Below are 14,696 nucleotides of genomic sequence, written 5' to 3' on the forward strand. Positions count from 1 at the left end.
CCGATTCAACACCGATCATCGCTGCGTCACCTCGCGCCCGGACGCCTTTGAGCTGGCGGTATCAATACTCGCCTCGACCGACATCCCCACCCGCAACCGCTCGGCCAGTGGCTGGCCCGGTTCCAGCACGATCTTCACCGGAATCCGCTGCACAACCTTGGTGAAATTACCGGTGGCGTTATCCGGTTTCACCGCCGCGAAGGTCACGCCCGTTGCCGGCGCAATGCTCTCGACGCGGCCAGTCAGGGCTTCGCCGCCGAGGCTGTCGACCCGCACTTGCACATCTTGCCCGGGCTGCACATCGGTCAACTGGGTTTCCTGAAAGTTGGCGACCACGTAGGCCTGTTGCAACGGCACCACCGCCAACAGCTTGCTGCCCGGCGTGACGTAAGCCCCGACACGCACCGCACGCTCGCCGATCATGCCGTCCTGCGGCGCGGTGATGCGCGTATAGGACAGGTTGAAACTGGCGATCTCCAGCGCCGCCTGCGCATGTTTCAGATTGCCTTCGGCGGCGTTGCGCTGGGCGGTGAGAATCTCGACCTGCTTGCGTTCGGCCGCCAGCTTCGCGGTCGCGGTGTCGAGGCGCGCCGAGGCCTGATCAATGCGCGTGCGCGCCTGCTGCGCGTTCTGCACGGTGCCAGCGCCGACACCGGCGAGATGGTTGTAGCGGTTCAGTTCCTGCTGCGCAAAAGCCATTTCCGCTTTGGCCGAGACCACGGTGGCCTGCGCCTGAGCGATCAGCGAAGCCTGCCGCTCCAGGGTTGCGTTGGCGTTCTGCAACTGCGCCCGCGCGACCAGGGTTTGCGCATCCGCCGCCTCCGCCGCTGCGCGCAAATCACGGTCATCGATCAACGCCAGCAACTGCCCGGCCTTGACCTGTTGGTTGTCTTCGACCAGCACCTGCTTGATGAACCCGGCCACGCGCGGCACCACCAGCGTGTAGTCGGCGGAGACGAAGGCGTCATTGGTGGTTTGCTCGGTGCGTTGGCCGAACAGGCCGGGCATTGCCAGATACACCAGCACGCCTACCGCCAGCGCGGCAGCCACGGCCACCGCGAGTTTTTGCTTGGATTGAGTCATAAAAAACCTTCAGTTTCAGTACAGCGATCAGGTCGGCGCGCGCGGCGGATAAATCCGCGTCGGCAGCCAGAAAATCAGCAGGATCAACGCCACGGCAACGCCGGCCATGCACAGGTACAAATCGGACGAAGTCAGCACCACCGCCTGCTCATGCACGCGGTGAGCGAGACCCGGATCGCTGTGATCGGCCAGCGGCGAATTGCCGAGGCTGTCGACCAACATGGTCGAATGGAAATGCAGGCGCGCGGTGGTCAGCGCTTCGATGACGCCGGTGGCAACCACGGCAGCCAGGCCTTTGACGGTGTTGAACCACGCCGACGCGAAAGGCCCTTCCATCGGCGTGATACTGCCGGTCGACAACATCAGCAGCGGCAACACCGCCATCGGCTGGCCGAAAATCTGCAGCCATTGCAGGACGTAGAAATCGTCGCGAATCCACGCCGAAGTCAGGTGCGAACCGCCCAGGCAGGACAGCGCGAGCATGCTCAGACCAATGCCGAGCACCCAGCGGCAATCGACCCAGCGCAAATTGCACAGCGCTGCCACCAGCGGCAGCGCGATCAACTGCGGCAGCGCGGCAATGAGCATGATCGGCGCGGTTTGCGCCGGACGATAACCCTGCACCTGGGCCAGATAACTCGACGGAATCAGCACCACCGCCAGCAGCACGATCAGCACCCCGGCGAGGGTGATCAACGCAAACAACAGGTTGCGGATGCCGAGCATCTGCAGTTTGAAAAACGGAATCGGCTGCGACCACTCATTGATCAGAAACGCCACCAGCAGCAGCGAACCGGCACCAAGCAATCCACAGATCAGATTCGACTCGAACCAGTCCAGTCGATTGCCCTGCAACAGACCGATCACCAGCATGCAGATCGCCGGAAAGCCCAACAGCAGGCCCTTCCAGTTGAACGCCCTGAGACGTTCCAGCCGCAGCGGATCCTGGGGCAATCCGTAAGCCACTGCGGCCATCGCGATCAGGCACGGCACGATGATCTGCCAGAAGGTCCATTGCCAGCCGACGTATTCGGTCCACAGACCGGCCAGCGGCGTGCCGAGTCCCGGGCCGAAAGTCGCGGTCAGTGCGTAGCCGGCCAGTCCGTACAGTTTGATGTTCGCCGGGAGAAAGCGCAGCGCGACGGTCATCAGCATCGGCGGCAATGCACCGCCGGCGAGGCCTTGGAGGATGCGCATCAGCAGCAGACTTTCGTAGTTCGGGGCGAACGGGCACAGCACGCCGAGCAGGGTAAACAGACCGATGGCGCACAGTGTGAAGCGACGCAGCGAGAAGGTCACCGAGCACCACGGCGCGAAGGCCATGGCCGCGACCGACGTGGCCGTGTAGCTGGCGACCAGCCAGGTGCCTTCGTCGTAACCGATGTGCAGCGCGCCGCGAATGTCGGCGAGTGCGACTTTGGTGACCATCTCGTTGAGGCCCGAGACCAGCACGGCCAACAGCACGCCGACCAGACCAATGATGATCCGCGCCCCGAACACCGGTGGCGCAGCCGCCGTCGCCGGGCTGGTCGCGGCGAGAGGCGCCGGGACCGTCAGGGATGTCATGAATGAAAGCTCCGGGGGTGAAATACCGGAGCATTTTAGTGAGGCTTGATGCTGACGAAAATTGACTTATTGGCAGGTTATAAGTGCATCAGACACAACGGTGAATGCCTATGTGGGAGCGAGCTTGCTCGCGAAAGCGGTGGACCAGTCGCCATTGAGGTGACTGATCCACCGCTTTCGCGAGCAGGCTCGCTCCCACAGGGATTCGATGGTGCCTGATGATTTACGGCTGTGCCGCCAGCCACGTTTCATCGCAGCAGGTCTTGAGGGTTTCACGCAGCCAGCGGTGGGCCGGGTCCTTGTCGAAGCGCGGGTGCCAGGCCTGGGTCAGCATCAGCATAGGCAGCGGAATCGGCAGATCGAATGAACGCAGTTTCAGGCCCAACCGCCGTACGCTGAGCAGTGCTTCTTTGGGCACCGGCAGGATCAGGTCGGAGTCGGGCAAGGCAAACATCGCCGCGTGGAAGCTCGGCGCGATCACCGCCACCCGGCGCTCCAGCCCCAACGCATTCAACGCCGTGTCGATCGGGCCGCGAGCGATGCCACGCCGCGACATGCTGATGTGGGAAAAACCGGCGTAGCGCTCAGCGGTGATTTCGCCGTCGAGCAGCGGATGGTTCTCGCGCACCAGGCCGACGAAATGCGTGGAGAACAGGTTCTGTACCTTAACCTCCGGCGTGAGCGGACGGGTGTTGCTGACGCTCAGATCGATGCGTCCTTCGCGCAGCGCCTCATCGTCGCCATCGCCTTCCGGGACGAAGCGCAATTCGCAATGCGGGGCGAGCTGGTCGAGGGTGTCGAACAGCTTGCCGCCGTAAACGCCGACGAAGAAATCATTGGCGCGGATGCTGAAACGTCGACGCAAGGTGCCCAGCTCGACGCTATCGGCGGAGCGAAACAGCAGCGCCGCCTGCTCGACCACATCGCGCACCTGTTCGCGCAGTTCGAGGGCTTTGGGGGTCGGTACCAGGCCACGCCCGGCGCGCACCAGAATCGGATCGCCGATGGCTTCGCGAATCCGCGTCAGCGTGCGGCTCATGGCCGCCGGGCTGAGGTTCATCCGCCGCGCCGCGCCGACCACACTGCCCTCGTCGAGCAAGGCATCGAGAGCGACCAGAAGGTTCATGTCCGGGAGTTGCATGCTGAGCACTCTTGGCTGATCTGGATTGATCCGGGCGCAATGCTAGCAGATCAAAAGATCGCAGCCTGCGGCAGCTCCTACAGAGGATGGTTTTCCCATGTGGGAGCTGCCGAAGGCTGCGATCTTTTCAGGTCAGCGCTGCATACCCCAGCGCTTCACCGTCACCCGCTCAAGGGTGGCAAACACCAGATTCTCCACCAGCAGACCAATCAGGATCACCACCGCCAACCCGGCGAACACCTTGTCGGTGTACAGCTCATTGCGATTCTGGAAGATGTACCAGCCCAGCCCGCCCTTGCCACTGGTTGCGCCAAACACCAATTCGGCTGCGATCAAGGTGCGCCAGGCAAACGCCCAGCCAATCTTCAAACCGGCGAGAATCGACGGCAGTGCCGCCGGGATCAGTATGAACAACACAAGGCGCAACCCCTTGAGACCATAATTGCGCCCGGCCATACGCAGCGTTTCGGAGACGCCGAGAAATCCGGCATAGGTGTTCAGCGCCAGCGCCCACAGCACCGAATGCACCAGCACGAAAATCAGACTGTTCTGCCCCAATCCGAACCAGAGCAGCGCCAGCGGCAACAGGGCGATCGCCGGCAACGGGTTGAACATCGAAGTCATCGTACTGAGCAGATCACGTCCCAACTGGGTCGAAACCGCCAATGTCGTCAGAGCGAACGCGAGGACAATGCCGATCAGGTAACCCTTGATCAGCACCACCAGGGATATCCACACCTTGGCCAGCAACTCGCCACTGAGCAGACCGTCGAACAGGGCCTGCGCGGTTTGCAAAAAACTCGGCAGCATCAGGTCGTTGTTCTGAATCCGCGCGACCACTTCCCAGATGATCGCCAGCACGATCAGGATCAGGCTTTTGCGCAACCAGCCCTGTTGCCACAGGCGCGTGCCAAGCGGCAATTCGCGCTCGACCGGCACTGCGGTCAGCGGCTCGAGCACGGTTTCGAATTCTTCACGCACGGATGATGAATGGCTCATCGGGTAGTCCTCCTGACCGCTCAATAAGCGATGCGAATATCGTTGAAGTCGTGATCACGTTCGGTCTCCGGCGCTTGGCCCTCATCGAACAGCAGACGATGAATGCGCCGCGCCGACTCCTGAAACGCCACGCCGCCGAGGCTGTGCAGGTCGTATTGATGGCTGTGCACTTCGGCGCGCACCCGCCCCGGATGCGGCGACAGCAAGAGGATGCGATTGCCGACCACCAAGGCTTCTTCGATCGAATGGGTGACGAACAGCAGGGTGAAGCGCACCTCTTCCCAGAGCAGCAGCAACTCCTCCTGCATCTTGCGGCGGGTCAACGCATCGAGTGCAGCGAAGGGTTCGTCCATCAAAAGAATTTTTGGTTGCATGGCCAACGCCCGGGCGATCGCCACCCGCGCCTTCATGCCGCCGGACAAGGTGTGTGGATAGGCGTCGGCAAACGCTGCCAGACCGACCTTTTCCAGGTAGTGCAGCGCACGCTCTTCGGCGTCTTTCTTGCTCAAGGTGCGCGAGGCCAGCAGCGGGAACATCACGTTTTGCTTAACGGTTTTCCACGGCGGCAACTGGTCGAATTCCTGAAACACGACAATGCGGTCCGGCCCCGGCGCATCGACGCGCTGGCCTTGCAAGCGGATCTCGCCTTCGCAAGGCTGGATGAACCCGGCGACCGCCTTGAGCAGGGTCGATTTCCCGCAACCGGACGGGCCGAGCAGGACGAAACGATCAGCCGGGTCGACGGCGAAACTGACTTGATGGGTAGCGCGCACCACCCGTTGCGGCGTGCGGTATTCGAGGCTGACGTGATCGACGGCCAGCAACGCTTCGCTGCGGGCGATCGGGTTGCTGGCCGCGTGGCCTGGCAAAGGGGCGTTCATGATCTATCTCCGGCAAATCAGAAAGGCGCGTCGCCCTGAATGGTCGTGCGATACAGCTTGCGGCGCAGATGCGCAGGGCAGCCGGCGGCAAGGTGGATCAGCGAGCGGTTGTCCCAGAACACCAGGTCATGCGGTTCCCACTGATGGCGGTAGATGTTTTGCGGCAGCACGCTGTGGGCGAAGAGTTCGCCGAGCAACTGACGACTTTCGTCTTCCGGCAGACCGACGATGCGCGTGGTGAAGCCTTCGCTGACGAACAAGGCTTTGCGGCCGTTTTCCGGATGGGTGCGCACCACCGGATGCACCACTTCGGCGACCTGAGCCAACTGTTCAGGGGTCAGGGTCGGGCGCCAGTTACCCTCGAACTTGGTTTCGCTGTAGCGCGCGGTATAGGAATGCGCAGCGCAACGTCCTTCGACCGCAGTGCGCAACGCAGCGGGCAAGTCGTCCCAGGCTTTGTGCATGTCGGCGAACAGCGTGTCGCCGCCCTCGGCGGGCAGCTCTTGGGCGTGCAGCATCGAGCCGAGACTCGGCAGCTCTTTATAGGAGAGATCGGAATGCCAGAACTTGCCGGCGTCTCCGAGACCGATGTTCTGGCCGTTCTCGATGATGTTGGAAACGATGAGGATTTCCGGGTGATTGGCCAAGAGGAATTGCTTGAGCACGTGGATCTGCAACACGCCGAAGCGGCGGCTGAAATCGATTTGCTGTTGCGGGGTGATCTGCTGATCGCGAAAGACCAAGACGTGGTAATCCAAGTGCGCGCGATGAATGCGCGCGAAGTCCTGATCATTGACCGGCCGGCGCAGGTCGAGGCCAACGATCTCGGCGCCGACGGCACCGCTGAAGGGGCGAATTTCAAAAACTTGTGGCGCGGCAGTTGCGGCGCTTTCGGTGGCAGTAGCGGCGGACATCAATCATCTCCCACGCACGGCGCGTTCATGGACGCGCTCGTCGATCAGACACTCACGCTGGATTGCGTGTCGGTTCAGGTCGTGCGGCGCGCCGATTGGTCGGCAGGTACGCAGGGAGATGACTTTATAGCTATAAGAATTGGAAACTAAATACCGTTAATGAATAACGATATGGCGAATGGTGAGGGGGTGGGTGACCATTTGCGTCACTTACCGACGAATATGTAGCGCTTCGGAGGACGCCTTCGCGAGCAGGCTCGCTCCCACAGTTGGAATGCAATCTCCTGTGGGAGCGAGCCTGCTCGCGAATAGGTCGTCACCAGCGCCGAAAATCTAGCGCTCGTGCAACGCCTCAGCCCGCGCGCGGATGATCGGCTTGAGCAAATAGCTCAACACCGACTTCTTGCCAGTGATGATATCCACCGAAGCGACCATCCCCGGAATGATCAGCAGTGGCTTTTCATCCGTGCCCAAATGACTGCGCTCAGTGCGCACTTTGATCACGTAGTAGGTGGTTTTCTTGTCTTCGTCGGTGATGGTATCCGCACCGATCTGCTCCAGCTGTGCCTTCAGTCCGCCGTAAATGGTGTAGTCATAGGCGGTGAATTTGACGATCGCTTCCTGACCCGGATGCAGGAACGCGATGTCCTGCGGGCGGATCTTGGCTTCGACCAGTAGGGTGTCGTCCAGCGGCACGATTTCAACCATGTCGCTGCCCGGCTGGATTACGCCGCCGATGGTGTTGACCAGCAACTTGTTGACGATACCCCGCACAGGTGAGGTAACCAGCGTACGGCTGACGCGGTCTTCCAGCGCCTTGCCGGTGGCCTGGGCCTTGTTCAGATCGGTGCGCGCTTCGTTGAGCTGGGTCAGCGCTTCGCTGCGGAATTTGCCGCGGGTTTCGTCGATCTTGCGCTGCACTTCCTTGATCGCCGATTCCGCGCGCGGAATGGCCAGCGTGGTCGCATCGAGCTGGCCACGGGTTTCCACTTCGGCACGCTTGAGGCGCAACACTTCCACCGGCGAGACCGCGCCCTGCGCCACCAGCGGCTCGGACATGTTGATTTCCTGACGCTGCAAGCCGAGTTGCTGACGGTACTGCGCCTGCTTGGAGCTGAACTCACGCAGCTCTTGCTGACGCTGGATCAACTGCTCCTGCAAGCCGCCGATTTCATCGTGCAACTGCTGACGGCGGCTGATGTACAGCGACTCTTCGCTTTTTGCCTGGCCCGGCACGGCTTTGAGCACGTCCTCGGGGAAATTCAGCGGACGATCATCGACTTCCGCGCTCAGGCGCTCGACCCGCAGCAGCATCGACAGGCGATCAGCCTCGGTTTCGCCGACGTTGGAGGCAAAACGCGTGTCATCGAGACGAATCAGCGGCGCGCCGGCCTCGACGATCTGGCCTTCCTTGACGAACAGCTCGGAGACGATACCGCCCTCCAGGTTCTGGATTTTCTGGATCTTGGAAGACGGAATCGCCTTGCCGTCGCCCTTGGTTACTTCGTCGATCACGGCGAAGTTGGCCCAGAGCATGAGGAACACGAAGAAGCCGATGATCGCCCAGATGGTCAGGCGCACGACGCGCGGGGCGTCTTCTATCAGCGCCTTGTTGACCTCTGGCAGCGGCTGGCCCTGCAGCGAGGCAGAGCCCTTGAAGTAGCGACGGATCGACTCCTTGACACCGGACTTAAGCAACACTGATCTGCCCCTTCTTCAACGCTTCCATCACGGCGGCTTTCGGGCCGTCGGCGAGAATCTGCCCGCGATCGATCACCAGCAGGCGATCGACCAGCGACAACAGCGATGCCCGGTGCGTGACCAGCACCACGGTCTTGTTTTCAATCACTGCTGCGAGGCGTTGCTTGAGGCGTTCTTCGCCGGTGTTGTCCATCGCACTGGTTGGCTCATCCATCAGCAGAATCGGTGGATTGAGCAACAGCGCCCGGGCCAGGGCGACGTTCTGCCGCTGGCCGCCGGAGAGGTTCTGCCCGCGCTCGCCGACTTGCAGCTCGTAGCCTTGCGGGTGCAGACGGGCGAATTCGTGGACGCCGGCCAGTTCGGCGGCTTGCAGCACCAGCTCGTCTTCGACGTAACGCGCGCCGGACACCAGGTTGTCACGCAGGGTGCCGGACAGCAGCTGAATGTCCTGCGGCACGTAACCGATGTTGTAGCGCAGTTCGCTGACGTCGATCTGGCGGATGTCCACGCCGTCGACCAGCAAGGCACCGTCGTCCGGTTGGTACAGGCCCACCAGCAGTTTCGCCAGCGAACTCTTGCCCGAACCGCTGCGGCCGATGATGCCGATCTTCTCGCCGGGACGGATCACCAGGTTGATGTTCTTCAGCGCCGGGTTCTGCTGGTCCGGGTAGGTGAAGCTGAGCTGACGGCATTCGATCGCACCCTGCAGCACCTTGCGGCTCAGCGGGCGCTCCTCGAAGTTGCGCTCCTGCGGCAGCTCCATCATCTGGTCGACCGAGGTCATGGTCACCCGCGCCTGTTGATAGCGCGTGAGCAGGCCGGACAGCGACGCCAGCGGGCTCAGCGCGCGGCCACTGAGCATGTAGCAGGCAATCAGCCCGCCCATGCTCAGGTTGCCGGCGATGATCTGGTACACGCCGAAGACGATCATGATCACCCCGGCCAGTTGCTGGATCAGCAAGGTGATGTTCATCGCCAGACCGGAGAGCATTTTCACTCGCAGCTCGAGGCGACTGAGGGTGCCGATGGTCTGCTCCCACTGATACTGGCGCTCGCTTTCAGCGTTGTTGACCTTGACCGCGTCCAGCCCGGCGAGGGTTTCGATCAGGCTCGACTGGCGCTCAGCGCCCAGCGCCATGGTGCGCTCCATGGTCGCGATCAACGGCTTCTGCAAGGCGTAGCCGATCAACAGGGCAATCGGGAACGCCAGGACCGGGATCCACACCAGATGCCCGCCGAGAATGGCGATGACGATGAAAATCAGGATGGTAAACGGCAGGTCGATCAGACTGGTCAGGGTCAGCGAGGCGAGAAAGTCGCGCAGACTCTGAAACTCATGGATGTTCTGGGCAAAACTGCCGACCCGCGCCGGGCGGTATTTCATCGCCATGCCGACAATGCGCTCGAACAGCGTGGCGGAGATGATCAGGTCGGTTTTCTTCCCGGCCAGATCCAGGCACAGGCTGCGCAGGCTCTTGAGGATCAAGTCGAAGATGTAAGCGCCGGTGATGCCCAGCGCCAGCACCCAAAGGGTTGCTTCGGCCTGGTTTGGCACCACGCGGTCGTAGACGTTCATCACGAACAGCGGCGCGGCCATGGCGATGATGTTGATCAGGAAACTGGCGGCGATCGCATCGGCGTACAGCCAGCGCGAACGCTTGAGGGTGTCGCGAAACCACGAGCGTGCACGCGGGATCAGCGTGCCGTGGTTGACGTCGAATTTGTGCTGCGGCTGGGCGAAGAACACTTTGCCGGTGTAATCGTCGCTCAGCAGTTCGCGGCTGACCACCGATTCGCCGCCGTCGCTTTCGCTGAGCAGCACTCGTGCTTCGTTGTTGCCCTGCCAGCCGAGCAGGACGGCACTGCGGCCATCCTTGAGCAGCAACAACGCGGGCATGGCGATCGCCGGAATTTCTTCGAGCTTGCGCTGCAACACCCGCCCCTGCAGCCCGGCGCGGGCCGCTGCGCGCGGCAGCAACTCGACACTCAAACGTTGTTTGGGCAGCGGCAGGCCGGTGGTCAGCATCGCCGCGCTGGCAGGCTTCTGGTGCAGCATGCACAGGGCGAGCAGACCATCCAGCAACGGATCGTCATGCAACGCGCGTGGATCATGGCTGAGTTGAACTCGACTGACTTCTGATTCCACGCTCGACACTCTTTAACAGTTGAAAGGGATAACTCAGTTCATCCCAGGCAGCTGGACCTTGGGCTTCACGTCGTTCTGCACAACGGATGCCAACGGCGCGACCACTCCCTGGCTTTTGAGCAATTGGCCCATGGTCGCCTTGATTCGATACTGAGTAAATAACTGAATGTTCTTGATTTCCGCCAGACGCCGCGAGGCGGTGAACAGCTCGTTTTCGCTGTCGAGCAAATCCAGCAGGGTGCGTTCGCCGAGGCTGAATTGACGCTGGTAGGCAGTACGCACCGAAGTGCTGCGATCGACGTATTGCTGAGCGATCGGCACCTGAGCGTTGGCGTTGTTCAGGGCGTTCCAGGCCAGGCCGAGCTCTTCGTTCAACTGACGCAGGGCGTTGTTGCGGATGTCCAGCGCCTGGTTGGCCAGGTACGACTTGGATTCCAGATCGGCCTTGTTGCTGCCACCGGAATACAGGTTGAAACGCATGCGCAGCATGGCCTGCCATTCATTGTTGTGGCCGTTCTGGCCGTCGAGATCGTTGTCGGCGGTACGGCCCAGTTCGGCGTCGAAGCGCGGGTAAAAGGTCGATTTGGCGGTGGCGAACTGCTTCTCGGCAGCGGCAATATCCGACTCGGCGGAACGCAGGATCGGGCTGTTTTCCAGCATCTGCGCGCGGGCTTCATTGAGGTTGGCCGGCATCATCGCCATGAACGGCGCCGGGCGCTCGAGCTGGTCGGGCATCTGGCCGACGGCGCTGAGGAAGTTGGTTTCCGCGTCGGCGAGGTTGGTCTGTTCGGTGATCAGATTGTTGCGGGCCTGGGCCATACGCGCTTCGGCCTGATCAAGGTCGGCACCGCTGCCGACGCCGCGCTGGGTGCGCAGCTGGATCTGATCGTAGATGCGCTGGTGGCTCTTGAGGTTTTCCTCGGCCAGACGGACGAATTCGCGACGGGTCAGCACGTCCAGATAAACCTGGGCGACGGTCAGCGCAGTGCGTTCGGAAGTGCCCAGCAACGAGTAAGCACGGGAGCTGACGTTGGCTTGTTGACGCGCAACTTCGTTGGACGTCGCGAAACCGTCAAAAACCATTTGCGAGAGACGTAAACTTGACTCGCTGCGGTTCAACGTCTCCCAGTGATTGCTTCCACCGTTCGCTCGAGTGGTCACACTGTCAGTGCCTTCACGGCCATAACCGCCCAGCAGATCGACCTTGGGCAGGTATCCCCCTTTCGCAGCCTTTAACTGATAATCCGCCGCCAATCGACTGTTGACCCCCGCCTGAATCTCCGGATGGACATCCAGCGCCTGTTGCATGGCTTCTGGTAAGGATTGTGCTTGTACGAATGAGGCGGCGAGAGCGAAGGGAGCGGCAAGGAGCAAAAGCGAACGCATGGTTGGAATTTTCCCGGAACTTCTTGTCTTGAATCACAGCAGAAACGTGGCGCTGCGTCGGATGATGGCAACCCGAAAGACCGTATGTCGGAAAGTTCAAAACAGGAACTGGATGACAGGCTGGAGGACAGGTCGCCGCGGAAATATCAATGTGACATTAGTGGGGCGATTGTTTAGGATGGCTCCCAGAAGGTCAATAGTTTGGCATAAAGTTAATCGCGATAATTTATAGCCAGATTATTGACGGAAATACAGCGTCAATAAGTTATCCATTTATAGAAAGTACGTCCAGACTGAAGTGGCGCCGACGCCCGTCAGGTCCATGGAAGTCAACTGAATGTGACACCCCGGAGAGTCTTCAATGAGCAGTGTTGTTGCCGTCGTCAAAAGCATTGTCGGTCAGGTTTTCGTGGTGTCCCCAGAGGGCGTGCGTCGCGTACTCGTTGAAGGCGATCGCCTGTATGTCGGCGACCAGATCGATACCGGCCTGTCCGGCGCGGTGTCGCTGGAACTGGCCGATGGCCGCATGCTCGATCTGGGCCGTGACACCCAGTGGAGCGCCAGCTCGCCTGACTCCGGCACTGACCTGGCCGAAGCCACCGCGCAGGCTGCGCCTTCTGTAGAAGAACTGCAGCAAGCCATCGCCGCCGGTGTCGACCCGACCACCGCACTCGAATCCACCGCGGCCGGCCCGACCGCCGCAGGTACCGGTGGTGCTGCCGGTGGCGGTCACAGCTTCGTCATGCTCGACGCCACCGCTGGCCGCGTCGATCCGACCATCGGCTTCCCCACGGCGGGCATCAATTCTGCCGGGCAAATCGCGCAGGACACCACCGGTGGCCTGACCACCGACACCACCACCAACGCGCTGCCTGACTCGACCCTGAGCCTCAGCGCCACGCCGACCATCACCGAAGCCGGCGGCGTGCTGGTGTATACCGCGACCCTGACTCAGGCGCCGCTGACCGACCTGACCATCACCCTGTCCAATGGCGCAGTGATCGTCATCCCGGCCGGCGCCACCACCGGCACCGTCAACGTGCCGCTGGCACCGAACGACACGGTCTACAACGACCCGACCCAGATCGACGTGACCGTCACCGGCACCAGCGGCGGCAACGGCATCACCGTGACCCCGCCGACTATCCCGGCGACCACGCAGGTCACCGACACCGTCGATACCACTACCGTCACGCTGACGGCTGGTTCGAGCGTGACCGAAGGCGGCCAGATTACCTACACCGCGACGCTGACTAACCCGGCGCAAACTCCGGTCACCGTCACGCTGTCGAATGGCTCGACCATTACCATTGGCGCTGGCCAGACTACCGGCACTGTTAACGTGCCGACCCCGACCAATGACGTTTACAACAACGGCAGCACTGTTACGACGACGATCACCGGGGCTACCGGCGGCAACTTTGAAAACCTGGTGCCGAATCCGACGCCAGCAGTAACTACGATCACCGACTCGGTCGATAACACTGGCCTGACCCTGACCGCGACCAACAATATTGTTGAAGGCGGTCAGATCACTTACACCGCGACACTGACCAATCCGGCACAAACCCCGGTTACCGTCACCCTGTCGAACGGCTCGACCATCACCATTTCAGCCGGCGAAACCGTCGGCACCGTCAACGTGCCGACGGCGGCCAACGACGTGTACAACAATGGCAGCACCGTCAGCACCACTATCACCGGCGCTACCGGCGGCAACTTCGAAAATCTGGTGCCAAGCAACACGCCAGCGGTGACCACCATCACCGACTCGGTCGATGACACTGGCCTGACCCTGACTGCGACCAACAACATCGTTGAAGGCGGCCAGATCACCTATACCGCGACCCTGACCAATCCGGCGCAGACGCCGGTAACCGTCACTCTGTCCAACGGTTCGACCATCACCATTGCAGCCGGCGAAACCGTCGGCACCGTCAACGTGCCGACTGCGGCCAATGACGTCTACAACAATGGCAGCACCGTCAGCACCACGATCACTGGCGCCACCGGTGGCAATTTCGAAAATCTGGTGCCGAACCCGACGCCAGCAGTCACCGCGATCACCGATTCGGTCGATGACACCGGTTTGACTCTGACCGCGACCAACAACATCGTTGAAGGCGGTCAGATCACCTATACCGCGACCCTGACCAATCCGGCGCAGACGCCGGTAACCGTCACTCTGTCGAACGGCTCGACCATCACCATTGCGGCTGGCGAAACCGTTGGTACCGTCAACGTGCCGACTGCGGTCAACGACGTGTACAACAATGGCAGCACCGTCAGCACCACGATCACTGGCGCGACTGGCGGCAATTTCGAAAACCTGGTGCCAAGCAACACGCCAGCGGTGACCACCATCACCGACTCGGTCGATGACACTGGCCTGACCCTGACTGCGACCAACAACATCGTTGAAGGCGGTCAGATCACTTACACCGCCACGCTGACTAATCCAGCGCAGACGCCGGTTACCGTCACCCTGTCGAACGGCTCGACCATCACCATCGCGGCTGGCGAAACCGTCGGCACCGTGAACGTGCCGACTGCGGCCAATGACGTTTACAACAATGGCAGCACCGTCAGCACGACGATCACCGGGGCTACCGGCGGCAACTTCGAAAACCTGGTGCCAAACACCACGCCAGCCGTTACCACGATCACTGATTCGGTTGATAACACCGGTCTGACGTTGACCGCGACCAACAACATCGTTGAAGGCGGTCAGATCACTTACACCGCAACGCTGACTAATCCAGCGCAGACGCCAGTTACCGTCACTCTGTCGAACGGCTCAACCATCACCATTGCAGCCGGCGAGACCGTCGGCACCGTCAACGTGCCGACTGCGGCCAATGACGTGTACAACAATGGCA

The 14,696-nt window shown here is 61.4% G+C and carries 10 protein-coding genes; 1 reads left to right on the top strand and 9 read right to left on the bottom strand.

What is annotated here, in order from left to right; all coding sequences use genetic code 11:
* Nucleotides 1-15: 15 nt before the first annotated feature.
* The 9 genes from D8U82_RS22595 to D8U82_RS22635 form a co-directional block, all read right to left on the bottom strand.
* Nucleotides 16-1,083 carry an HlyD family secretion protein gene (locus D8U82_RS22595; protein ID WP_076564925.1) on the bottom strand — a complete coding sequence of 356 codons (1,068 nt, stop codon included), beginning with the start codon at nucleotides 1,081-1,083 and terminating at the stop codon, nucleotides 16-18.
* A gap of 27 nt (nucleotides 1,084-1,110) precedes the next feature.
* Nucleotides 1,111-2,649, bottom strand: coding sequence for an MFS transporter (locus D8U82_RS22600; RefSeq protein ID WP_125925866.1), 1,539 nt, complete (start codon nucleotides 2,647-2,649; stop codon nucleotides 1,111-1,113).
* A 223-nt stretch (nucleotides 2,650-2,872) separates the two neighbouring features.
* The gene (locus D8U82_RS22605; protein WP_016772273.1) at nucleotides 2,873-3,790 is read right to left on the bottom strand and encodes a LysR family transcriptional regulator; all 918 of its coding nucleotides are present in this window, start codon (nucleotides 3,788-3,790) and stop codon (nucleotides 2,873-2,875) included.
* A 132-nt stretch (nucleotides 3,791-3,922) separates the two neighbouring features.
* A complete protein-coding gene (locus D8U82_RS22610) occupies nucleotides 3,923-4,789 on the bottom strand; it encodes an ABC transporter permease (protein ID WP_041477414.1) in 867 nt (288 codons plus the stop codon).
* Between the two features lie 20 nt (nucleotides 4,790-4,809).
* On the bottom strand, nucleotides 4,810-5,670 hold the full coding sequence (locus tag D8U82_RS22615; protein ID WP_125925869.1) for an ABC transporter ATP-binding protein: 861 nt from the start codon (nucleotides 5,668-5,670) through the stop codon (nucleotides 4,810-4,812).
* 17 nt (nucleotides 5,671-5,687) lie between these two features.
* On the bottom strand, nucleotides 5,688-6,584 hold the full coding sequence (locus tag D8U82_RS22620; RefSeq protein ID WP_130902982.1) for a TauD/TfdA family dioxygenase: 897 nt from the start codon (nucleotides 6,582-6,584) through the stop codon (nucleotides 5,688-5,690).
* A gap of 333 nt (nucleotides 6,585-6,917) precedes the next feature.
* Nucleotides 6,918-8,285 (bottom strand): HlyD family type I secretion periplasmic adaptor subunit, encoded by a 1,368-nt coding sequence (locus D8U82_RS22625; protein WP_024011116.1) that lies wholly within the window; start codon nucleotides 8,283-8,285, stop codon nucleotides 6,918-6,920.
* The gene (locus tag D8U82_RS22630) at nucleotides 8,275-10,431 is read right to left on the bottom strand and encodes a type I secretion system permease/ATPase (protein WP_125925871.1); all 2,157 of its coding nucleotides are present in this window, start codon (nucleotides 10,429-10,431) and stop codon (nucleotides 8,275-8,277) included. The genes D8U82_RS22625 and D8U82_RS22630 overlap by 11 nt, the downstream gene beginning before the upstream one ends.
* A gap of 33 nt (nucleotides 10,432-10,464) precedes the next feature.
* Nucleotides 10,465-11,817 carry a TolC family outer membrane protein gene (locus D8U82_RS22635; RefSeq protein ID WP_071174002.1) on the bottom strand — a complete coding sequence of 451 codons (1,353 nt, stop codon included), beginning with the start codon at nucleotides 11,815-11,817 and terminating at the stop codon, nucleotides 10,465-10,467.
* A 361-nt stretch (nucleotides 11,818-12,178) separates the two neighbouring features.
* Between D8U82_RS22635 and D8U82_RS22640 the strand changes: the two genes are divergently transcribed.
* Nucleotides 12,179-14,696 (top strand): retention module-containing protein (locus D8U82_RS22640; protein ID WP_130902992.1); only part of this gene is annotated, 2,518 nt, incomplete at its 3' end.

It is taken from the genome of Pseudomonas sp. Sample_23, assembly GCF_004307595.1.
In the GTDB taxonomy this organism is placed as follows: domain Bacteria; phylum Pseudomonadota; class Gammaproteobacteria; order Pseudomonadales; family Pseudomonadaceae; genus Aquipseudomonas; species Aquipseudomonas atacamensis.

Coding starts and splice junctions, on each gene's coding strand:
- D8U82_RS22610 (WP_041477414.1), bottom strand. CDS start 4,789: ATGAGCCATTCATCATCCGTGCGTGAAGAATTCGAAACCGTGCTCGAG.
- D8U82_RS22615 (WP_125925869.1), bottom strand. CDS start 5,670: ATGAACGCCCCTTTGCCAGGCCACGCGGCCAGCAACCCGATCGCCCGC.
- D8U82_RS22600 (WP_125925866.1), bottom strand. CDS start 2,649: ATGACATCCCTGACGGTCCCGGCGCCTCTCGCCGCGACCAGCCCGGCG.
- D8U82_RS22635 (WP_071174002.1), bottom strand. CDS start 11,817: ATGCGTTCGCTTTTGCTCCTTGCCGCTCCCTTCGCTCTCGCCGCCTCA.
- D8U82_RS22605 (WP_016772273.1), bottom strand. CDS start 3,790: ATGCAACTCCCGGACATGAACCTTCTGGTCGCTCTCGATGCCTTGCTC.
- D8U82_RS22620 (WP_130902982.1), bottom strand. CDS start 6,584: ATGTCCGCCGCTACTGCCACCGAAAGCGCCGCAACTGCCGCGCCACAA.
- D8U82_RS22595 (WP_076564925.1), bottom strand. CDS start 1,083: ATGACTCAATCCAAGCAAAAACTCGCGGTGGCCGTGGCTGCCGCGCTG.